The following is a 20,937-nucleotide window of genomic DNA, read 5'->3' on the forward strand; positions in this document are numbered from 1 at the left end:
CGCAAACCGGGTTAGAACATGGGTTAGAACCGGGCTTAGAACGTTTCCCAATCCTGGTCGCTGCCGGCGCCAGCCGTCGCCATAGCTTTGGCCGGCGCGCGGGCCGGCGCGGCAGCGGGCTGTGCCGTGGCGGCCGGCACTTTGGGCGCGGCGGCGGCTTGCGGCGCGGGCTGCGCAGCGGCGCTATGGAATACGTGGCGCGCGGCTTTGCCACGCGCGGGGGTGCTCACGCGCTTCGGCGCGCTGCTCACGGACGCGTGCACAGGCGCATGAGAGCCGCCCTCTTCCAGCTGGAACACGGCGACCGCGGTGCGCAGCTTGCCGGCCTGGTCTTCGAGCGAGGACGCGGCGGCCGCCGCTTCTTCGACCAGCGCGGCATTTTGCTGCGTGACCTCGTCCATCTGCGTGACGGCTCGCGCCACCTGATCGATGCCGCTGCTCTGCTCTTCCGAAGCGGCAGCGATCTCGCCCATGATGTCGGTCACGCGCTGCACCGCGCCAATGATTTCGGTCATGGTGCGGCCCGCCTCGTCGACCAGCGCCGAGCCCGACTGGACCCGCTCGACCGAGGTGTCGATCAGCTCCTTGATTTCCTTCGCCGCGGCCGACGAGCGCTGCGCGAGGCTGCGCACCTCGCCCGCCACGACCGCGAAACCGCGCCCTTCTTCGCCGGCCCGTGCCGCTTCCACGGCCGCATTCAGGGCCAGGATGTTGGTCTGGAACGCAATGCCTTCGATGATCGAAATGATGTCGGCGATCTTTGCCGAGCTCTGGTTGATGTCGCCCATCGTGCCGACCACCTGGCCGACCACCGCGCTGCCCTTGTTGGCGATCTCCGACGCATTGGCCGCCAGCGAGCTGGCCTGGCGGGCGTTGTCGGCGTTCTGCTTGACCGTGCCGGTCAGCTCTTCCATGCTCGACGCGGTTTCCTGCAACGCCGACGCCTGCTCTTCGGTCCGCGAGGACAGATCGATATTGCCGGCCGCGATCTGGCGCGTGGCGGTCGCAATCGATTCACTGCCGCTGCGCACGGTACGCACCGTTTCGGTGAGGCTGCGCTGCATTTTGGCGATGCCTTCGAGCACCTGCCCCATTTCGTCACGCGAGGTCACGACGACCGGGCGGCGCAGATCGCCTGCCGAAATTGCTTCGAAGTGGCCGAGGGCTTCGCCGAGCGGCCGGGCGATTGCGCGGCTGAGCGTCAGGTACGAGATCACCGCGGCCAGCACGCCGATCACCAATGCACCCGCGCCGATCATGCGGAATACTTCAAAACTGCTTTCCGCGGAGTCGTAGCCTGCTTTCGCCGAGGTGAACTGGAACTTGGCCAGTGCTTCGTCGGCTGTGGCCAGATCGTTGTACGAAACCTGCAGGCGCTTCGAATTGTCGATCACTTTGGACTGGTCGTTCACCGCGATGACTGCCGCAAACGTGTCCAGTTGCTGATGCAACGCGTCGCGTTTGGCGACGACGTCCTGGGCGAGGCGGTCTTCCTCCGCGTCGCGCGGCAGGTCCATATATTTCTTCCACCACATATCGGAGTTGGCGCGCATCATGCGTGCGCGTTCGAGCACCGACGGCGCCTCCGGCGTGCCGATCATGAACGCTGCCCGGTCCAGCGCGAGCCGCTCGCGCGCCGCGTAGAGTTCGGCGTCGCCAATATCCACCGCGCTCGGCATGGCGTTCGTGAAAGTGTCCTGATAAGCGTCGTTCGAACGGCTCATCCCAAACAAACCAAAGACGCAGATGGCGACCAGCAGCGCGGCCAGAAAAGCCATCGTGAGGCCTATCCGTGCCTTGATCGTGATGCCTTTGTTCAACATGCTTGTTCCTGTGCTAGACAAAATGAAAGGCTGCTGCCGCAGCGCGAGATAACGTGTGGCGTCTGCGTGTTGGCGCTTTTTGAAGCGGCGTTCTAATAGTCGTGTTTACGGCCTCGCCTCTGTGTTCTTGAAGGTTTTATATGGTATGAAGAAAGACGATGTAAGCTTTTAGTAGAAATTACAACCAGCTAACGACTCAGGCGCGGCGGGTCATGCCCACGGTTGGGCGTGGAGAGGGAAACGATGGGGACGGCGCGCCGTTGGGGGGAATACGGCGGCGGGCGCGGCGCTAAAGAAGGATGCGCTGCTTTGATTCGTGCGGTGGGAGCGTCCGCGCTTCGAACAGGCGGCCGGTGTGGTGATGGGGTGTCGGGCGCGCTATCTAGACCGGCGGCACGCGCCGCCGTGTTTACATGGCGCGCAGGATCAGGCCGATGCGTCCAGTTCGGCGCGGGTGGGAATCGAAGGCTGCGCGCCGGCGCGCGTCACCGACAACGCCGCGGCACGTTGCGCAAAGCGGATCGCCGCATCGACGCTCGCGCCCTGAGCGAGCTGCGCGGCAAAGCCGCCGATAAACGTGTCGCCTGCCGCCGTGGTGTCGACGGCCTTCACCCGCGGCGCGTCATACAGCACACCTGCTGCGCCCTCGAGCATCACGTAGACACCGCGCGGACCGAGCGTCACCAGCACGTTGCGCGCACCGGCGGCGCGTAGCGCCGCGGCCGCCTTCGCGGCGTCCTCGGGCGAGTCGACCGGCAAACCGGTCAGCGTGGCGGCTTCGAGTTCATTCGGAATCAGATAGTCGATCAGCGGCAGCCAGTCGCCGGGCAATGGGCCGGTGGCGGGGGCAGGATTCAGGATAACCGTTCTGTCCAGACGCCGCGCCGTGGCCAGCGCCGCACGTACCGCGTCCGGCGGCGTTTCGAGCTGGCAGATCACCACGTGCGCGGCGGCCAGCGCGGCCTCGTGGCGCGCAATTGTCTCTGGTGTGACTTCGCCGTTGCTGCCCGCCACGATCACAATCGCGTTCTGGCTCGCGTCGTCGACGACGATCAGCGCGACGCCTGTTGCTTGCCGGCCGGTTTCGAGCGCCGCGCAGTCGATTCCTTCTGCCTCGAGTCCGGCGCGCAACTGCGCACCGTTACCGTCCGCGCCGACACAGCCGAGCATCGACACCTGCGCGCCGAGCCGGGCAGCCGCTACCGCCTGGTTGCCGCCTTTGCCGCCCGCCACCTGGGCAAACGTCTGCCCGGCCAGCGTTTCGCCGGGCTGCGGCAGACGCGGCGCGCGCACCACGAGATCCATGTTCAGACTACCGACCACCGTCACGCGCGAACGCGTTGCGTTGCTTGCCAATCCCTTCTCCTCAAATGCTCGGACCGCGGCGTGGAGCGCATCCACGCACGTGGTCGCATGTCGTCAATTCATGCGGCCAGATTGTGTTTGGCCGCGCCGGCCCAGGTCGCGGTGGATTCGCGCACGATCAGCCGCGGCGACACCACGCGCCGGCGGCCAGGCGCACGCGGACTGTCCGGCGACGCCCCGGCAATGCGATCGATCAGCGTCTGCGCGGCCATATCGCCGAGCGCGCGCACCGATTGCCCGACCGTCGAGAGCGCCGGATAGGTGAAGCGTCCGAGTTCGATATCGTCGAACCCGATAATCGAACAGTCGCGCGGCACGCTGATATTGCGCTCGGCCGCTGCGCGCAGCGCGCCGATGCCCATCATGTCGTTGCCGGCAAAAATCGCCGACGGCTTGACCGTGTCGAACAACTGCCCCGCCGCGCGGTGGCCGCCGGTACCGGAAAAGTCGCTTTCCACGATCGCGTCCGGCGGAATCTCGATACCGCGCTCGGTCATCGCGCGGATAAAACCGTGCACCCGCATCGCGCTGACCGCCGTCTGAACCGGCCCGGTGATGCAGCCGATCCGCACATGCCCCAGCTCCAGCAAATGACGGGTGGCGAGATACGCGCCCTTCTCGTGGTCGATCTGCACCAGGTCCGCGTTCAGGCCTTCGATATTGCGGTCGACAATCACCAGCGGCTCGCGCGAATCGGCGAGGGTTTGCGCGAGCACGGCGTCGTCGCCGGCGGATGCGACGATCAGCCCGTCGATACGCTTTTCCTGCAGCACGCGCAGATAGTTACGCTGCTTGGCGGGATCGTCGTCGGAATTGCAGAAGAACACACAGTAGCCGTTGCGCGAGCAACCATCCTCGATGCCGCGCGCCAGCTCCGCGAAATACGGGTTCGTGCTGTTCGGCACCACCAGTCCGATCGTCGCTGTCGCGCGCGCCTTCAATGAGCGGGCTACCGCCGACGGCACATAGTGAAGCTGACGGATCGCGTGTTCGACCTTCGCGCGCACGTCGGCCGATACCGGCCGTGAGTTGTTCACCACGTGCGATACCGTCGTGAACGAGACACCTGCCGCGGCCGCTACATCCTTGATCGTCGCCATAACCTGTTGCTCTCCTGCCTGTTTTCACCGCCGGCCGCGCCATCTGGCAACCTACCGGACGCCTTCACCGAAGACGGACCCAACCCGTGACCACCACTACCTTACCGCTCATCAAACCTTGACTGCCCGCCTCGCGTGAATCCGTCGCCTGCCATGCCGGCCGCGGATCAGGCACGCTTGCGGCGGCTGCGATACGTATCCAGCACCACCGCCACCACGATCACCGCGCCGGTGATCATGCGCTTGGTCGGCTCGTTCGCGCCGATCTGCGCGAGGCCGGCCGCCAGCACCGAAATAATCAACACGCCGAAAAACGTGCTGATGACCGAACCGCGCCCGCCCATCAGGCTGGTGCCGCCGATCACCACGGCCGCGATCACCTGCAGCTCCACGCCCACACCCGCATTCGGATCGGCCGCTTCCAGACGCGAGATCTGGAACAGCGCAGCCAGCCCCGCGAGCGCGCCCATCAGCGCAAACACGATGACCTTGTAGGGCCGCGGATTGACGCCCGCGAGCCGCACCGCCTCCTCGTTGGTGCCGATGCCGACCAGATAGCGGCCGAACACCGTGCGCGTCAGCACCAGTTGCGCGATCACCATCACCGCCACCGCGATCAGAAACGCCGGCGAGATGCCGAGCGCGATCGGGTTCGACAGAAAGTCGAAGGCGTCGCCGATATAGGCGGTGCGCGAATTCGTCATCTGATACGCGAGACCGCGCGCCGCTTCGAGCACACCCAGCGAGACGATGAACGACGGAATCCGCCAGCCCACCGTGACCGCGCCGGTGATAGTGCCGCACAACGCGGCCGCCGCGACACCCAGCAGCGCCGACGGCAGCGGCCCCCAGCCCCACTTCAGCGCCGCCACGCTCACCACCGACGCGCCCAGCGCCAGCACCGACCCCACCGACAGGTCGATCCCGGCGATGATCAGCACGAAGGTCATGCCCACCGACATCACCACCAGATCGGGAATCTGGTTGGCGATCGTGCTGAACGTGTCGTACGTGAGGAAGTGCGAGCTCAGCAGCGAAAACAGCACGATCATCGCCAGCAGCGCACCGGCAAGCCCCAGGTAATTCGAAAAACCGAGCCGCGTGCCGGCGGGTTTGCCGCTCGCGAGTGCCGCCGACGGGTCGGCCGGCGGCGTGAGCTCGGGTGCGCCCTCTTTGCGGCTCGCGGCTTCACGCAACGATTGTTCGTTCATGACAGACTCCCTGCTTCACTGGTGTCATGGGTGTGCAACAGCGCTTCGCGGCTGCGGTAGCCGGCAAAAGCCGCCGCCAGCAACGCGTCCTGCGACCAGCTGTCACGCTCGAATACCCCGGTCATGCTGCCTGCGGACATCACGCCGATCCGGTCGCAGATCAGCATGAGCTCACGCAGGTCGCTCGACACCACGACGAGCGCGCGCCCTTCACGAGCCAGCGCGCCCATCAGCCCATAAATATCGAACTTCGCGCCGACGTCGATGCCGCGCGTAGGTTCGTCGAATAACAGCACGCGGCAGTCGCGCGCCAGCCAGCGGCCGATCACGACCTTCTGCTGGTTGCCGCCCGACAGCTCGCCGACAATCTGCCCAGGCCCCGAGCTGCGGATCCGCATCGCGTCGATCTGCTTTTGCGCCAGCGCGTTCTCGCGCTTCGCATCGACGACGCCGTGCCGCGCCACGCTGCCGATATTGCCGAGCGACACGTTGGCCGCGATCGGCTGCGGCAGCAGCAGGCCTTCGCCCTTGCGGTCCTCGGTGATCAGCGCGATGCCGGCGCGCACCGCGTCCGAGGGCGAGGCGATGTGCACCGGCACGGGCGCCGCACCCGGGGTCGCAGCCAGCGCAACGCTGCCACTGTCTTTCTGATCGGCGCCGTAGATCAGCCGCATCAGCTCGGTGCGGCCCGCGCCGATCAGTCCGCTGATGCCGAAAATCTCGCCCGCGCGCACTTCGAACGACACCTCGCGCACCGCCTTGCCGCGCGTGAGCCGGTCCACCTTCAGGAGCGGCGCGCCGATATTGCGCACGCCCAGATCGATCCGCTCGCCGAGTTCACGGCCGACCATCCACGTGACAATCTGGTCGCTGGTCAAATTGGCCATGGCGTTGACGTGCACCAGCCGGCCGTCGCGCAACACCGCGATCTGCTCGGCCACCCGCGCCAGCTCCTCGAGCCGGTGCGAGATATAGATCAGCGCCACGCCGCGCGCTTTCAACCGGTCGATCTGTTCGAACAGCAGATCGACCTCGCGCGCGGTCAGCATCGCGGTCGGCTCGTCGAGAATCAGCACGCGGCAGTCGTCGATCAGGTTGCGCGCGATCTCCACCATCTGCTGATGGCCGATGCCGAGCTCGCCCACCAGCGTATCCGGATCGATGGCGTCGAGGCCCACCTGCGCCATCGCATGGCGCGCGTCTTCACGCAGCTTGCGCCGGTCGATCCAGCCGAAGCTGAACGCACCGGCCCGCGGCAAGCGATTCAGGAACAGATTCTCGGCGACCGACAAGGTCGGCAGCAGATTCAGCTCCTGCATCACCATGCGCACGCCGAGCGCCTCGGCTTCGGTACGGCTCGACGGCGCGTAAGACTCGCCGCCCAGCTGCATCGTGCCGGTGGTCGGATCGACCAGCCCACCGATGATTTTCGACAGCGTGCTCTTGCCCGCGCCGTTCTCGCCGGTCAACGCCAATACCTCGCCGGCGCGCAGCGACAGGGAAACGTCGGCGAGCACCGGTTCGGCGTAGGTCTTACCGATGCCGCTGACAGACAGTACGGCAGGTACGGCGTGGTGGTCGGTTGAATCCATCGGAATCCTGGTTCCGGGGCGCCGGGTTGGCTTCATGCGATCCGTCCGCATGAAGCCGCTGCCGGCCGCCTCGTGTCATGCCGGCCCAATACGCGGAATGCGCGGGCGCTAACGGCCACGCACCCTCCCGCCGCGCAGCCACCGTCATGACGCTTACCTCTGGAATTAACGGCGGCGCGGCAGTTTTCTTGAGCGTTTGTTGAATTGGAGCGGGCCCGCCCTCGCATCTCATGCATCAGGCATGAAGCGGCGTCAGCGAACCCGCGTGCCTTGGGGCTTACGCCGGGTGCAACCCGGCGGCGCTCACTTCGTCACCAGATCGCACGGCGTCTCCACCACGCCGGACAGATCCGTCTGCTTCTTGTGGTCGCTGAGCGCCTTCAACGCGGTGTCGATACCGAACACGGCCTGCTTGGCGGCGTATTGATCCGCGGTGGCGAGCACGCGGCCGTCCTTGAGCATCGGCTTGATGGCGTTGATGTTGTCGTAGCCGACCACGTACACCTTGCCCTGCTTGCCCGCCGCGCGCACGGCCGAAACCGCGCCGATCGCCATGTTGTCGTTGCCGGCGAGCAGCGCCTTCAGGTTCGGGTACTCGTTGAGCATGGCCGAGGCTACCGCATTGCCCTTGTCGATTTCCCACTCGCCCGACTGCACCGAGACGACCTTGGCGCCGACGGTCTGCATCGCGTCCTTGAAGCCCGCGGTGCGCTGCTGCGCGTTGGTGGTGGTGGACACACCTTCGATGATGCCGACCTCGTCGCCCGCCTTCAGCTTCTTGGCCAGATAATCGCCGACCTTCTGCGCGCCCTTGCGGTTATCCGGGCCGACGAACGGCACGTTCAGGTCTTTCGACTTGAGCACGTCCGGGTCGAGCCGGTTGTCGATATTCACGACGATGATGCCCGCGTCCACCGCCTTCTTGACCACCGGCACGAGCGCCTTCGAATCAGCAGGCGCCAGCACGATCGCGTCGACCTTCGAGACGATCATCTGCTCGACGATGCGAATCTGGTTGGCGGTGTCCGTCTCGTCCTTGATGCCGTTGGTGATCAGATCGAATTGGCCGGGATTGTGCTTCTGGTAGTCCTTCGCACCGTTTTCCATGGTGAGGAAGAACTCGTTGGCAAGCGACTTCATCACCAGCGCCACCTTCGGCTTATGCGCGGGGGCCGTTTGCGCGTAAGCCGAGGAAAACGGCAAGGCAACGGTAGCGGTGGCGAGGACTGCGGCCGCCAGTATGCGGCGGCGAATGCGATGGCTCATGCATATCTCCAGGTTTGTCAGGCTCGCGATCGAGCCGTATTTTTTGTAGCGCGCAAACGTTTGCGAGGCCTATTCTCAGCGTTGTCTGCTCAGAATGTCAACGATTCGTCGTGTTGCAGTGCATCGACGCGCAGAATGTGCGGCGATGCGTTGCGTTCGATCGATTCGAACCGGCGCGCCGGGTTGGCGCGCCGGCAGGCAGCGTGTGGCAAGTGTCCCTCGCTCTGTCCGTGCGTGGCGGATTTGCCGCCGGCCGCAAGATCCGAGGCCAACGGGCCGCTTATGCTGGCCCTTTATTGCGCGCCGTGCAAGCAGGAAGAACACGCGGTGCCTGGCGGGAGGTGGGTGTGCGGGCAGGTTTTGGCCTGAGTGGCCGGGGCCGGGGCCGTTCAGGGCGAGGCAGCGTGCGCCACGCCGCCCCGCTTGCCGCTCAAAGCCAGCCGGCCTTGCGGAAGCGCCAGAACAGCAGGACGTCGACGCTGAACATCACCGCCAGGCAGATCGGATAGCCGTACTGGTAATGGAGTTCGGGGATGCTCTGAAAATTCATCCCGTAGATGCCGGCAATCATGGTCGGCACCGCGAACAGGGCCGCGAATGAACCGAGCCGTTTGGTCACCTCGCTCTCCGCCAGCGAAATCATGCCGAGGTTGACCTGCACGGCGGTGACGACCATTTCGCGGCGGCCGTCGATGATCTTGACGATGCGCGCCAGGTGGTCGTAGACGTCGCGAAAGTACGCCTGCATGCCGTCGCAAATGCTCGGGATCCGGCCGCCCGTCAGTTTGCCGATGGCTTCCTGCAACGGCGAGATATGGTGCTGCAGGATCACGAGGCGGCGCTTCAGCGAATACAGGTCCTGAATGATCTCGCGCGAGGCCGCCGAATTGTTGCGCTCGAAAATACGGTCTTCGAGCGCCTCGATCTCGACGTTCATCGCGTCGATGACCGGGAAATAGCGATCGACGATGTCATCGGCGAGCGCGTATAGCACGAACGCCGAGCCCTTCTTGAGCAGCTGCGGCTCACGCTCGCAGCGTTCGCGCACGTTCTGAAAACCGGTGCGAGTGCCGCGCCGCACGGACAGCACGTAGTTGCGCCCCACGAACACGTCGACTTCGCCGACCAGCAGTTCGCCCTCTTCGTCCATTTCCACCGTGTGCATCACGGCGAACAGCGACTCGCCGTACTCCTCGATCTTGGGACGCTGGTGGCCGTTCTGCGCGTCCTCGATCGCGAGTTCGTGCAGGCCGAATTCGTGCTTCATCACGGCCAGCTCGCTCGGCCCCGGGTCTTTCAGCGCGACCCAGACGAAGCACTCGGGCCGCGCCACGTAGTCGCTAATACTTTCGATATCGATGTCGGCCAGCTTCCGGCCGTCCTGATAAGCGGCGCAATTGATCAGCATGTTTGGATTACCTTGAAACGGAAACGGACGCGCCCTGCCTTGCACGATGTGTCAGGCGAGCACCAGGTCCGCATGGACAAGTTAGCGTTAGCCGCCATGTTAAGGGCTGCGCGTGACCCTCATGTATCCATTTGTCAACGCGCTCGCGGGCCCACGCTGGAACGCCTGCGCCTGACGAGGCGCTATTGGGCAACCCGGTTCAACGCGATGCGGTGATCGTCACCGAACGTGACCGACGCACGGTTCGTGTAGCGCGGGTCCGCCGTTACCGTGAAGCGCATTTCGACGACCGGATCGAACTGCGTGGACACGCCGATGCGATGCACGCCAGGACTCAGATAAAAGACCACATGCTCGCCGTTCATCAGGTCCGTGACCTGCACGCCGTCGACATAGACCAAGGCGTCGCGGAAACGAACGATCACGTCGCGCGAACGTTCACGCCGGACATCCACCGCGACGAGCCCATCCCCTGCCTGGGTGTAGCCGGGTTGGACGATACGCTCGGCGGCTACCAGCTTGAAAGGAACCGGCTCGGCGGGCGTGGCGGCGCAACCGGCAAGCGCACCCATGCATAGCGCGGCAAGCGTGGACAGGCTGACCCGCCTGAACCGCTTGATTGAAGCGGTGATCGAGGCAGCAAGCGCGGCTTGGCAATGGCAATCGAGGCGCGTCGGCATGCCGGTTCTCCCGTACTGTTTCGTTTCGTTGATTGTGGTCCCGCTGGTTCTCAAAGGCGCTCCGGACGATGCTTTGCCATCCTGATTGCTCCAGCTCGCTGCTCATGCTCAATGCGCACGCTCGCTACTCAAACCCACCCACTGCCATGCATGATAGCAACGCCCGGTCGTTCCGCCAGCCTGGCCAAACGGCCTATCCTCCCCCCTTGCATGGCGCCGCGTTCTTCTTCATGATCGTTGCAAGGCGATTGCGTGCATGTTCCGACTACGAACCAGGAGACTGCAATGTGGTATTTCACGTGGATTCTCGGCATCGGCGTGGCGATGGGCTTCGGCATCATCAACGTGATGTGGCTGGAGGCCGGCGGCAAGTTTGCGCGTGACCCGCAAGCCGGTGCCGCCCCCGTCACCCCCACCCCGCCAGGTGCCACGCCTTCATGACCTATCTGGTTTTCTTCTGCGGCCACGCGGGCACGGGCAAGACGACCCTCGCCAAAAAACTGATCGGCCCGCTGATGCAGGCAAGCGCCACACCCTTCTGCCTGCTCGACAAGGACACGCTGTACGGCGGCTACAGCGCGGCCGCCATGGGCATGCTGACCGGCGACCCGAACGACCGCGACAGCCCGCTGTTCCTGCAGCATCTGCGCGATCCCGAGTATCGCGGCCTGCTCGATACCGCACGGGACAACCTCGAACTCGGCATCAGCGCGCTGGTGGTCGGACCGCTCTCGCGCGAAGTACGCGCGCGGCGTCTGTTCGACCGCGCGTGGCTGGGTGTGGGAGCGGACGTGGAATTGCGGGTCGTCTGGGTCTATACGACGGAAGAGACGGCGCACCAGCGGATCGTCGATCGCGCCAATCCGAACGACGCCTACAAGCTCGCGCACTGGGACGAATACCGGCAGCGCCGCTTCGTGCCCAGCGGCGATAGCTGCGCCGATCTGTTGATGTTCGACAATACCGCGCCCACGCCGGCGGACTACCAGGCATTGCTCGCGCGCCTCGTGGGCGAAGCGCAGGCTCAGGTATCGATAATGCCGCCGATGCCCGTCTAGCGGCCGCGTTCAAAATGAAAACGCCCCGTCAAGACGGAGCGTTCTGTTGGTTTGGCTCAGCCCTCTGCGGGGCTTTCCTGGCGGGCTCGCGGCGGACAGTCCGCCGCAGCCCTCGCCTTGCCGCACGGCCCTCGGCGCCGTGCCCTTACACCGTGGCCATCGCGTCCAGCGACTGCCCTTCATACAACTGGCCGAAACGGTTCGCGAGGAAGTCGCGCAGCGACACCTGCTCCTGACGCACAAAGCCGCGTTGCGGCAGCTTCTGCTCGCGGAACAGATCGAGCACCGCGCACATGGCGCCGGCCGTGGTGATCTGGATCGCGCTCATCGGCACGCCGCACACCGTCTTCGCGAAAATCTTGCGGGTGAAGACTTCCTGAACCAGCTGACCGTCACGCATGCCGCTCACCGTGATGAACACCAGCACCACGTCTTGCGCGGTCGACGGCACCGAACGGCGCATGATGGTCTTCAGCGTGTCGCGGTCGCTGGCAAGGCGCAGGTCTTCGAGCAGGAACTGCATCAGGTTGCGGTGACCCGGGTAGCGCACCGACTTGTAGTCGAGCGACTCGACCCGGCCCGACAGCGTTTCACACAATGTGCCGAGGCCGCCGGACGTATTGAAGGCTTCGTACTCGGTGCCGTCGAGCGAAAAATGTTCGAGGCCTTCGAGCGGCTGCACCCACTGCGTGCGGCTGTCGCGGATCGCTTCACACGGCTGGCAGTACTCGTTGATCAGTCCGTCGACGCTCCAGGTCAGGTTGTACTTCAGCGCGTTGGTCGGGAATTCGGGCAGCGCGCCCACGCGCATCTTGACGTCGCGGATTTCCGTGAAGCGGTTCGCCAGCTCGTGCGCGGCGATGCCGATGAAGCCCGGCGCGAGACCGCACTGCGGCATGAAAGCGTGCTCTGCGTGCTCGGCGATCGCGCGGATCGCGTGGGTGGCGCGCACGTCCTCGGTCAGATCGAAGTAATGCACGCCGGCGCCCTTGGCTGCCGACGCCACGTTCACCGCGAGGTAGTACGGCAACGCGTTGATGAGCGCATCGAAGCCTTGCACGGCGGCGCGCAGCGCGGCGGCATCGGCGGAATCCACGCGGCGGGTCGGAATGCCCTGGGCGGCGAGCTTGTCGAGCGCGTGCTGGTCGCGGTCGAATGCGACGACGTCGTAGTCGCCGGTTTCGCGCAACATGTGGGCGATGGTGTGACCGATCAAACCTGCGCCAACAATGGCTACTTTCATGCGCTTCTCCATATTATCTGTATGCTGTCTCCAGCTTGTGAAGTGCGCGGCGCCTAAGCGCCGCGCCCGGCGGGCTGAACCCTTGAGCAACAGTTTAGGGAGAAGCAAAACCAGTTCATACGCGCAAAATGCTGCGCTATGACCATGAAGTTCGACGTTATGACGAACATATCAGTCGATATGTCGAATAGTCGTCAAAATGGCGTAAACGGCGCGGCGTAAACAGCGCTCCGTCACACCGTGCCGCGGTCAATTTTGCGCGCGAGAATGATCGAAGTCGTGGTCCGCTCCACGCCTTCCAGACCGCCGATCTCATCGAGCAGATCGTTGAGGCGGTCGGGCGAATCGGCACGCAGCCACGCCACATAGTCGAACTCGCCGCTCACCGCGCACAGCAGCTGCACCTCGGGCATCTTGCCGAGGCGTTTCTGCACGGCCGGCCCATACTTCGGCGCGATGATGATGCCGACGTAAGCCACGATGCTGGAGTCGAGCACGTCCTGGCCGAGCCGCACGCTATAGCCGGCGATCACGTTGCTGCGTTCGAGCCGCGCGATTCGCGCGATCACGGTGGTGCGCGCCACGTCCAGCTGGCGCGCGAGATTGGCGACGCTCTCGCGAGCGTTGGCTTGCAGGAGCGCCACAAGGTTGCGGTCGAGGTCGTCGAGTTGGTCGAGGCGCGGAGGTCTCATCGAGGAAGAGTGAAGTGGATCGAGTAAGGCGAATTATCGCGCGTCTTCAAACGCGAGCGGCGAAATGTCGAAGCGTTCGTCAGCCTGCCCCGCGCGATCGCCGCGACAAAGAGTCACAAGCTGACACATTTATCTACACGCTATTTCCGGTTCGTTTCGGTTGTAAGCGTTTGTCGCATGAAAGCCGCATTGCGCGGATATCGTGATACTAATAGCGTCGACGGCAACGTGGGCAGCCGGCCGTCATGCCTGGCGCATGACGGGCCGCTCGTTCGCACGCCTTGTCCCAATTCGAATAGACATCAGGAGTTTCGATGAAAAAAGCACTGGTAATGCTGGCCACCGCAGTCGCCATGAGCGGCGCATTCGCACAAACTTCCGCGCCGGCTTCGGCACCGGTGAGCGCCGCTTCGGCACCCGCCGCCAAGGCAGGCCACGAACGCAATGTCGAAGACCGGATTGCCTATCTGCACACGCAACTGAAGATCACCTCGGCACAGGAAACGCAATGGAACGCGTTTGCCGAGGTGATGCGCAGCAACGGCGAGACGATGGGCCAGTTGTTCCAGCAACGCCGGGCTGCCACCAACGTGTCAGCGCTCGACGACATGAAGCAGTACGCGACGATCGCACAAGCCCACGCGGACGGCATGAAGAAGCTGGTCGATGCCTTCGATCCGCTCTACAACAGCTTCTCGCCGGAGCAGAAGAAGCTGGCTGATGCGACCTTCCATCAGCCGGGCGGCGAAGGGCATGGCCACCACGGCAAAGGCAAGGGCAAGAGCAAGGACGCCGCGGCAGCGGCAGCACCGGCAAGCGACGCGCAGTAAAAGCCGTCAGCCGCCGATTGGGCGCAGCGTGGGTTGTGGGTTGCCGGCGCTGCGCGCCGATCACAAAAGAAGCCGGCCGCCAGATGCATCTCGCATGAGACATCTGGCATGATGCAGGTCGTAAGCGAGACCCGGCGACACAGAGTCCGGGTGCCGCAGTCAACCTCTCCATTCCTGCCCGCTTCATGACCGAACTCAAGAATCTCGATCTGACTCAAGATGCCAATGCCCGCCGTGTCGTCAAGGACGAAACGGTCAGCGTGGCATTTGCCGCCGCCGAAGGCGAGCTGATGAGCCTCGAAGGCCCGAACCGCTATGTGCGCGGCGACGCGCTGATCACCGGATCGACTGGCGACCGCTGGGTCGTCTCGCGCGAACGTTTCGACGCCAAGTACGTCCCCGCCGACTCAGCCGGCGTGCACGGGGAAGCGGGCGCATACCGCAACCGCCCCGCCGTCGTGCTGGCCAAACAGATGCATGAAGCGTTCACGCTCGCACGCTCGGCCAACGGCGGCGACGTGCTGCGCGGCGCCGGCGGCGACTGGATCATGCAATACGCACCCGGCGACTATGGCGTGGTGCAGGCCGCGCGTTTCGCGAAGGTCTACCGGTTCGCGGACTGAGCCCCACTGACTGAACAGAGTCAGGCGAACTCGTCGCCGAGGTCCACGGTGACATCGCGCGGCACGGCTTCGCCGTTCGCATACATCTCTTCGAGCGAGCCGATGCTCGCTTCGACAAACGCGCGCAGCACCGCGAAACTGCGGCCGCGCAGCCGCACCGGCAACGCGCGGTAACGCGCGAGCGCGGCCGGCGCGATCACCACCGTCATCACGATGCGGCGCGCCGCCGCGCCGAAGCGCATCGCCACCCAATGAATTGCCAGCGTCGGCGTGCCGTCTTCCGCGGCGCGCTGGACGAACTGTGTCTGCTCGGGGAACAGATCGCTGATGACCCGCGCCAGTTCTTCGAACTCGGGATTCGCGCAGTCGTATTGGTAGGCTTCCATGGGGTGTGTCAAAAAGAAATCGGACTGAAAACAGGCCGATTGTAGACAACGACGGGCGCTACAGCGCGGCTCGCGCTGTAGCGGGGCATTAAAAATAGTCAGTCAGCGGCCGATAAACGGCCGGCGAACAAGCCGACAAGCAGGCCGTCAAGCGGCCGTCAAGCAGCCACCGCGGGACGCTTGAACGCCCTGAACAACAGCCCCGCGACGACCACCGCGCCGACAGCATAGACCGCATCCACGGCCGCGAGCGGCACGAGTTGCGCCTGGAACATGGCGGCCGGCACATCCACCAGCGCATGCAGAACAATCGCGAGCGGCAGGATCCCGCGCCAGCCGGCCCGCACGCCACGCCACATCAGCACCGACAAGCCGATCTGGAACACCAGCGCGGCCACCCGCTCGAGCGCGAAAATGCCCGCTGTCTGCGGGCTCAGGCTGGCGAGTATCAGATGAATGCGCATGATCGATTCGGGCGGCAGATTGCCCAGATACCCATCCAGTTGACCGCGGTTTTCAAACACCGCGAACAGGATCCATTGAATCTGCACCAGCACGCCGACGAGCCAGGCTTCCGCGCCGCCGTGGCCGAGGCCGTAGGTCAGCCCGGCGCCATCCGTTGCGACAGCGCCCTTGCCCGCCGCTTGCGGCGCGGCGCCGGATTTCGCCGCCGCGCGCCTGAGCATCAGCCGCATGGCGATGAACCGCCCCACTTCCTCGCAGATGCCCGCGATCAGTGCGCCATACACCACGAAAACGAGCGGGTTCGACAGAAAGGCCGAGGTCGCTTCGTTGCGATGGAACACGTAGTCGTTCAGCGCGCGCTCGATCACCATGGCGAACAGCGCGAACACCGCAATCCCGGCGATGGCGTCGCGCGGCTGAAGCGCGAGCAGCCTGCGCAAACGGCGGTAGATCAGAAAGGGCAAAGCGGCGACCAGCAGCGTCGCGAGAGACAGGCTGGCGAGGGTAAGCGGTGCAACAACCATGAGTTTCCTTGCGATGACCGGCGCGCACCCGCTGCGCGCCGCAGCCCGCATGATCGCAGATCAGCGCGAAGTCAGCGCAATCTCAACGCAGCATCAGCGCAAGGTCGACGCGCGCACGATCAATTCGCCCGGCAGCAGGCAGTCGCGCGCGGCCGTCTGAACGCCTTCGATGCGTTCGTGCAGAAACTCGACCGCACGGTAGCCGATCTCGTAAGTCGGCTGGCGAATCGTCGTGATGCCGGTCAATTCGGCCCAGTCGGGATCGTCGATGGAGAGCAGAGCGACGCGCGTCTGCCAGTCGTCGCCGTAGCGCGTTTTCAGATGCAGCGCGAGGCGCAACGCGACCGGCGCGTTGGCCGCGAACAGCGCAACACGTCCGCCATGCCCCGCCGCTCCGGTCCCGCCGCGCACGTTGTGAGCCGCGTCGATCGCGCGGTCCAGTTCGGCAAGGGTGCGCTCCATCTCAACCATGTCCGAAAGGTCCAGCACCACTGTGTGGCCACGTGCGGCGTGCTGTTCGCCGCGGCGGTCCTGCGCACTCATGGCCTCGCGAAACGCCGCTTCGCGCAGCCGCCGCGAGCTGACCTGCTCGAAAGGCTGCACGACGAACCAGATGTCGTCGAACCCATTGTCCAGCAGATGCCGCGTGCCGAGCTCGGCCGCCGCGTGGTTGTCCAGCCCGACCATATCGGTGACGAGGCCATCCACCGACCGGTCGACCAGCACCGCCGGAATCCCGACGCCGCCCACCGGCCGCAGCGTTTCCTCACGCACGCCGAGCGCGTTGACGATCACGCCTTCCACCCGGTACGTGGTGAGCAGTTGCAGATAGCGCCGCTCCATTTCGACTTCGTTCGCCGCATGGCAGATGAGCGGCATCAGGCCGAGCGCGTGACATGCCGCTTCCACGCCTTGCAGCACTTCGACCGTGTACGGATTCGTCAGGTCGGCAACCAGCATGCCGATCAACCGGTTGCGGCCGCGCTTGAGCCCACGTGCCATCTGGTTGGGCTGATAGTCGAGCCGCGCGATAGCGGCTTCGATGCGCGCGCGCAATTCAGCCGACAGCACGCTCATCTCGCCGTTCAGATAGCGCGAGATGCTGGTCTTGCCCGTGCCGGCTTCGCGCGCGACGTCGGTGATCGTCGCGCGGCGCGGCGTGGTCTGCGGCGTCGTGCTCATCGGATTCTCGTAGCGTGGTGGGTCGATTGGCCCGTCGATGATTTCACTGAGCGCCTCGCACCGCAAGCACTTCGCGATTGACGATGTTGGTGACCAGCGTGCCGTCGAGTGCGGCAACGAGATTTTCCGCCGCGTTGCGCGCCATCGCATGACGGGTTTCGTGCGTCGCCGAACCGATATGCGGCAGCGCGACCACGTTCGCCAGCTTCAGCAGCGGCGAGTCGGCCGGCAGCGGCTCGGCCGCGAACACGTCGAGCCCGGCGCCGCGAATCGTCCCGTTTTGCAGCGCCTCGATCAGCGCCGGTTCATCGACGGTCGCGCCGCGCGACGCGTTGATCAGGATCGCGCTCTGCTTCATCGAACGGAGTTCGGCCGCGCCGATCAGATGTTTCGTTTCCGGCGTGAGCGGTACCTGCAGACAGACGAAGTCGGCGCTCTCGAGCAGTTCCGCCAGCTCGACGCGCCGTGCGCCGTAAGCCTGTTCAGCCTGTGGATTCGCACTGCGGTTCGTATAGAGCACCTTCATGTTGAAGCCGAGCGCCGCACGCCGCGCCACCGCACCGCCAATGCGTCCCAGCCCGACAATGCCGAGCGTCTTGCCCTGCACGTCGACGCCGAATTGCGCCGGCCCGATGCTGTGCTGCCAGTGCCCCGCCTTCACCCATTCGGCGAGTTCGACCACCCGGCGTGCCGAAGCCAGAATCAGCGAGAACACTGTATCGGCGGTGGACTCGGTGAGCACGTCCGGCGTATGCGCGAGCACAATGCCGCGGCGCGTGAGATCGGCGACGTTGAACTGATCGAAGCCCACCGAGATGGTCGACAGCGCCTTGAGCCGCGTCGCCCCTTCGAGCATCGCAGGCGTGATCTTTACGCTCGCACCGATGCCGCCGTCCGCGTCGCGCAGCGCGGCCACGAACTCGTCGTTGCGCGCCGGGTCGATCTGCACGACCTGCGCGTGCTGTTGCAGATACGCGAGCACGTCGTCGGGCAACGACTTCCAGGCGACGATCTTCTTCATCAGCTTATTTTCCTTGCAACGGAGTAGCGAGCGTAGGTGCGCTGTTCGACGTCTGCTGCTGCGGCTTGACGATCAGCGTCAGAATCACCGCGGCGACGAGCGCCACGCTCATGAATGCATACGAGGACGCGGGCGATCCGGTCGCGCCGTTCAGATAGCCGACCACATATGAGCCGACGAACGAACCGAGCGCGCCCATGCTGTTGATCAGCGCCATGGCGCCACCCGCCACGTTCTTAGGCAACAGTTCCGGCACGATCGCGAAGAACGGGCCGTACGGCGCGTACATCGCGGCGCCGGCAATCACCAGCAGCGCATACGAGAGCCAGAAGTGCGTGGAGCCGAGCGCGTATGACGCCGCGAACGCGACCGCGCCGGCCAGCAGGAACGGCCACACGAATACCTTGCGGCGGTTGAGTTTATCCGATGCCCATGAAGCTGCAAGCATCGCGATGGTCGCGGCCAGATACGGCAATGCAGAAAGCCAGCCGGTTTCGACCATCCCGAGCGACGAACCGTTCTTCAGGATCGACGGCAGCCACAGCACGAAACCATACACACCGATGCTCCAGCAGAAATATTGCGCGCACAGCTTGATCACCGCGGGCGTGCGAAACGCCTCGCTGTAGTTGCGCACCGGCTTGATCGCCGCCTGTTCGGCGCGCAGCGTGTCGGCGAGATCGTCCTTTTGCTGCTGGGTGAGCCACGTCACCTGCTGCGGCTTGTCCTTGACGATGAACCACCAGCACACGGCCCACAGGATCGCGGGCACGCCTTCGGCAATGAACATGTGGCGCCAGCCGAACGAATGCACCAGATAGCCCGACACCACCGACATCCACAGCACCGTCACCGGGTTGCCGAGAATCAGGAACGTATTGGCACGCGAGCGCTCGCTCTTCGTGAACCAGTTGCTGATGAAGATCAGCATGGCCGGCATCACCGCGGCTTCGACCACGCCGAGCACGAAGCGGATCACCATCAGCGACGGGATATTGCTGACCATGCCGGTCAGCGCCGCGCAGCCGCCCCACAGAATCAGGCTCCAGAACACCAGCTTCTTGACGCTGCGCCGCTCCGCGTAGATCGCGCCGGGAATCTGGAAGAAGAAATAGCCGAGAAAGAACAGCGCGCCGATCAGCGACGACAATCCCTTGCTGATGCCGAGATCCTGGTTGATGCCGGCGGCCGACGCGAAGCCGTAGTTCGCGCGGTCCAGATAAGCGAGGCTGTACGTGATGAATACGATCGGCATGATCGTCCACCAGCGGCGAATCGCAAGCGATGAGGTCATGGGGGTCTCCTTTTACGACGTCCCGAAACAATGATGAACGGTCATGCGGCGCTCTCGTGCGAACGCTCTTGCTGTTATCGAAAATCGCGGTTGCCTGCGCAAACGCGGCTGTCCACGTTAAAGGCGGTCACGCGGCGGTCACGCGGCGGTCGCGACGTTCGGCGCATCGGCTCGGTCATCGGCCTGCTCATCGGCCTGTTCAAGCGCATCGAGTTCCGCGCGGCGCGGCAGGCCTTCCGAATCGCCGATCACCTGAATGGCCAGCGCGCCAATCCGATTGCCGCGCGCCACGGCTTGCGACAGCGGCTTGCCTTCGAGTAGCGCGCTGATCACGCCGACGGCGAAACCGTCGCCCGCGCCGACCGTGTCCACCACGTTCGCGACCGGCTGGCCGGCGATCACCGCGGCATCGCGCGCGGTGCGGAAGTAGGCGCCCTGCGCGCCGAGCTTGATGATCACGCCCCGCGCGCCCTGATCCAGATAGAACTTCGCGATATCGTCCGGCTGCGTATAGCCGGTCAGAATCTCGCCCTCGCCGATGCCCGGCAGCACCCAATCGGCCAGCGCGGCGAGCGCGGTCAGGCCGTCCACCATCGCGGCGCGCGACGGCCACAATGTGGGGCGCAGGTTCGGGTCGAACGAGATCGTCTTGCCCGCCGCGCGCATTTCACGCGCCAGATGGAACGCGAGTTCGCGCGAGCTCGCCGAAATCGCGGGCGCCACGCCGGTCAGGTGCAGGTGGCGTGCCTGCAGCACGTAGTCCGCCGCGTAGTCGGCCAGCGACACATGGCTGGCCGCCGACCCCTTGCGAAAGTACTCGACGGCCGGGTCGCTGCCGTCGTCGTTCTTCGACTTCAGCTGGAAGCCGGTCGGATAACGCTCGTCGGTCGTCACGCACGCCTGGTCGATGCCCTCTTTCGTCAACGTGTCGCGCACGTACTGGCCGAACGAATCGTTACCCACGCGGCTCATCCAGCCCACCTTGAAGCCGAGCCGGGACAGGCCGATCGCCACGTTCAGATCGGCGCCGGCAATCCGCTTCGTGAACTGGCCGACGCCCGCGAGCGGGCCGGTTTCGGCGGCCACGAACATGGCCATGGCTTCGCCGTAGGTGATGACATCGAGTGCTGTGCTGGTCTTGCTCATGCTTTGCTCCTGCGGGTGTTCCGTGCTG

The 20,937-nt window shown here is 64.9% G+C and carries 20 protein-coding genes; 4 read left to right on the forward strand and 16 right to left on the reverse strand.

Features of this window, described 5'->3' with window-relative positions; all coding sequences use genetic code 11:
• Nucleotides 1-35: 35 nt before the first annotated feature.
• The 8 genes from A6V37_RS28130 to A6V37_RS28170 all read right to left on the reverse strand — a co-directional run bounded on the left by A6V37_RS28130 (nt 36) and on the right by A6V37_RS28170 (nt 10,445).
• On the reverse strand, nt 36-1,823 hold the full coding sequence (locus A6V37_RS28130; protein ID WP_064286524.1) for a methyl-accepting chemotaxis protein: 1,788 nt from the start codon (nt 1,821-1,823) through the stop codon (nt 36-38).
• A gap of 426 nt (nt 1,824-2,249) precedes the next feature.
• Entirely contained in the window at nt 2,250-3,179 is a 930-nt protein-coding gene (rbsK, locus tag A6V37_RS28135; protein ID WP_064286525.1) for a ribokinase, read from the reverse strand.
• Nucleotides 3,180-3,247: 68 nt separating this feature from the next.
• Nucleotides 3,248-4,288: a LacI family DNA-binding transcriptional regulator gene (locus A6V37_RS28140; protein ID WP_064268178.1), complete on the reverse strand. Its 1,041-nt coding sequence runs from the start codon at nt 4,286-4,288 to the stop codon at nt 3,248-3,250.
• 167 nt (nt 4,289-4,455) lie between these two features.
• The gene (locus tag A6V37_RS28145; RefSeq protein WP_064268179.1) at nt 4,456-5,499 is read right to left on the reverse strand and encodes an ABC transporter permease; all 1,044 of its coding nucleotides are present in this window, start codon (nt 5,497-5,499) and stop codon (nt 4,456-4,458) included.
• Nucleotides 5,496-7,091, reverse strand: a complete 1,596-nt coding sequence (locus A6V37_RS28150; protein ID WP_064268180.1) for a sugar ABC transporter ATP-binding protein — start codon at nt 7,089-7,091, stop codon at nt 5,496-5,498. Before A6V37_RS28150 ends, A6V37_RS28145 begins: the two co-directional genes overlap by 4 nt.
• A 303-nt stretch (nt 7,092-7,394) precedes the next feature.
• Entirely contained in the window at nt 7,395-8,357 is a 963-nt protein-coding gene (locus A6V37_RS28155) for a sugar ABC transporter substrate-binding protein (RefSeq protein WP_064268181.1), read from the reverse strand.
• A gap of 430 nt (nt 8,358-8,787) precedes the next feature.
• A complete protein-coding gene (gene corA / locus A6V37_RS28165) occupies nt 8,788-9,765 on the reverse strand; it encodes a magnesium/cobalt transporter CorA (RefSeq protein ID WP_064268183.1) in 978 nt (325 codons plus the stop codon).
• Between the two features lie 182 nt (nt 9,766-9,947).
• Complete coding sequence (locus A6V37_RS28170; protein WP_064268184.1) at nt 9,948-10,445, reverse strand: hypothetical protein; 498 nt, start codon at nt 10,443-10,445, stop codon at nt 9,948-9,950.
• A gap of 285 nt (nt 10,446-10,730) precedes the next feature.
• Between A6V37_RS28170 and cydX the strand changes: the two genes are divergently transcribed.
• Together cydX and A6V37_RS28180 are read left to right on the forward strand one after the other, a co-directional pair.
• Nucleotides 10,731-10,886: a cytochrome bd-I oxidase subunit CydX gene (gene cydX, locus A6V37_RS28175; protein WP_064286526.1), complete on the forward strand. Its 156-nt coding sequence runs from the start codon at nt 10,731-10,733 to the stop codon at nt 10,884-10,886.
• A complete protein-coding gene (locus A6V37_RS28180) occupies nt 10,883-11,503 on the forward strand; it encodes a P-loop nucleotide/nucleoside kinase family protein (protein WP_064268186.1) in 621 nt (206 codons plus the stop codon). Before cydX ends, A6V37_RS28180 begins: the two co-directional genes overlap by 4 nt.
• A 145-nt stretch (nt 11,504-11,648) precedes the next feature.
• Here A6V37_RS28180 and A6V37_RS28185 read toward each other — a convergent pair whose 3' ends face one another.
• On the reverse strand, nt 11,649-12,746 hold the full coding sequence (locus tag A6V37_RS28185) for a saccharopine dehydrogenase family protein (protein WP_064286527.1): 1,098 nt from the start codon (nt 12,744-12,746) through the stop codon (nt 11,649-11,651).
• Between the two features lie 233 nt (nt 12,747-12,979).
• Entirely contained in the window at nt 12,980-13,438 is a 459-nt protein-coding gene (locus A6V37_RS28190) for an Lrp/AsnC family transcriptional regulator (RefSeq protein WP_064268188.1), read from the reverse strand.
• Nucleotides 13,439-13,752: 314 nt separating this feature from the next.
• On the opposite strand from A6V37_RS28190, the gene A6V37_RS28195 reads away from it, so the two are divergent.
• A complete protein-coding gene (locus tag A6V37_RS28195) occupies nt 13,753-14,268 on the forward strand; it encodes a Spy/CpxP family protein refolding chaperone (protein ID WP_064268189.1) in 516 nt (171 codons plus the stop codon).
• A gap of 185 nt (nt 14,269-14,453) precedes the next feature.
• Nucleotides 14,454-14,891 (forward strand): PGDYG domain-containing protein, encoded by a 438-nt coding sequence (locus A6V37_RS28200; RefSeq protein WP_064286528.1) that lies wholly within the window; start codon nt 14,454-14,456, stop codon nt 14,889-14,891.
• A gap of 20 nt (nt 14,892-14,911) precedes the next feature.
• Here the strand turns inward: A6V37_RS28200 and A6V37_RS28205 are convergent, their stop codons facing one another.
• From A6V37_RS28205 to A6V37_RS28230, 6 genes are all read right to left on the reverse strand, one after another.
• Complete coding sequence (locus tag A6V37_RS28205) at nt 14,912-15,277, reverse strand: DUF3022 domain-containing protein (protein WP_064268191.1); 366 nt, start codon at nt 15,275-15,277, stop codon at nt 14,912-14,914.
• 158 nt (nt 15,278-15,435) lie between these two features.
• Nucleotides 15,436-16,266 (reverse strand): YhfC family intramembrane metalloprotease, encoded by an 831-nt coding sequence (locus A6V37_RS28210; RefSeq protein WP_064268192.1) that lies wholly within the window; start codon nt 16,264-16,266, stop codon nt 15,436-15,438.
• Between the two features lie 93 nt (nt 16,267-16,359).
• Nucleotides 16,360-17,448, reverse strand: a complete 1,089-nt coding sequence (locus tag A6V37_RS28215) for a LacI family DNA-binding transcriptional regulator (RefSeq protein ID WP_064286532.1) — start codon at nt 17,446-17,448, stop codon at nt 16,360-16,362.
• A 43-nt stretch (nt 17,449-17,491) separates the two neighbouring features.
• On the reverse strand, nt 17,492-18,469 hold the full coding sequence (locus A6V37_RS28220) for a 2-hydroxyacid dehydrogenase (RefSeq protein WP_064268193.1): 978 nt from the start codon (nt 18,467-18,469) through the stop codon (nt 17,492-17,494).
• 4 nt (nt 18,470-18,473) lie between these two features.
• On the reverse strand, nt 18,474-19,763 hold the full coding sequence (locus A6V37_RS28225) for an MFS transporter (protein WP_064286529.1): 1,290 nt from the start codon (nt 19,761-19,763) through the stop codon (nt 18,474-18,476).
• 138 nt (nt 19,764-19,901) lie between these two features.
• Nucleotides 19,902-20,909 carry a sugar kinase gene (locus tag A6V37_RS28230; protein WP_064286533.1) on the reverse strand — a complete coding sequence of 336 codons (1,008 nt, stop codon included), beginning with the start codon at nt 20,907-20,909 and terminating at the stop codon, nt 19,902-19,904.
• Between the last annotated feature and the right edge of the window lie 28 nt (nt 20,910-20,937).

The organism is Paraburkholderia ginsengiterrae (genome assembly GCF_001645125.1).
Taxonomy (GTDB): domain Bacteria; phylum Pseudomonadota; class Gammaproteobacteria; order Burkholderiales; family Burkholderiaceae; genus Paraburkholderia; species Paraburkholderia ginsengiterrae.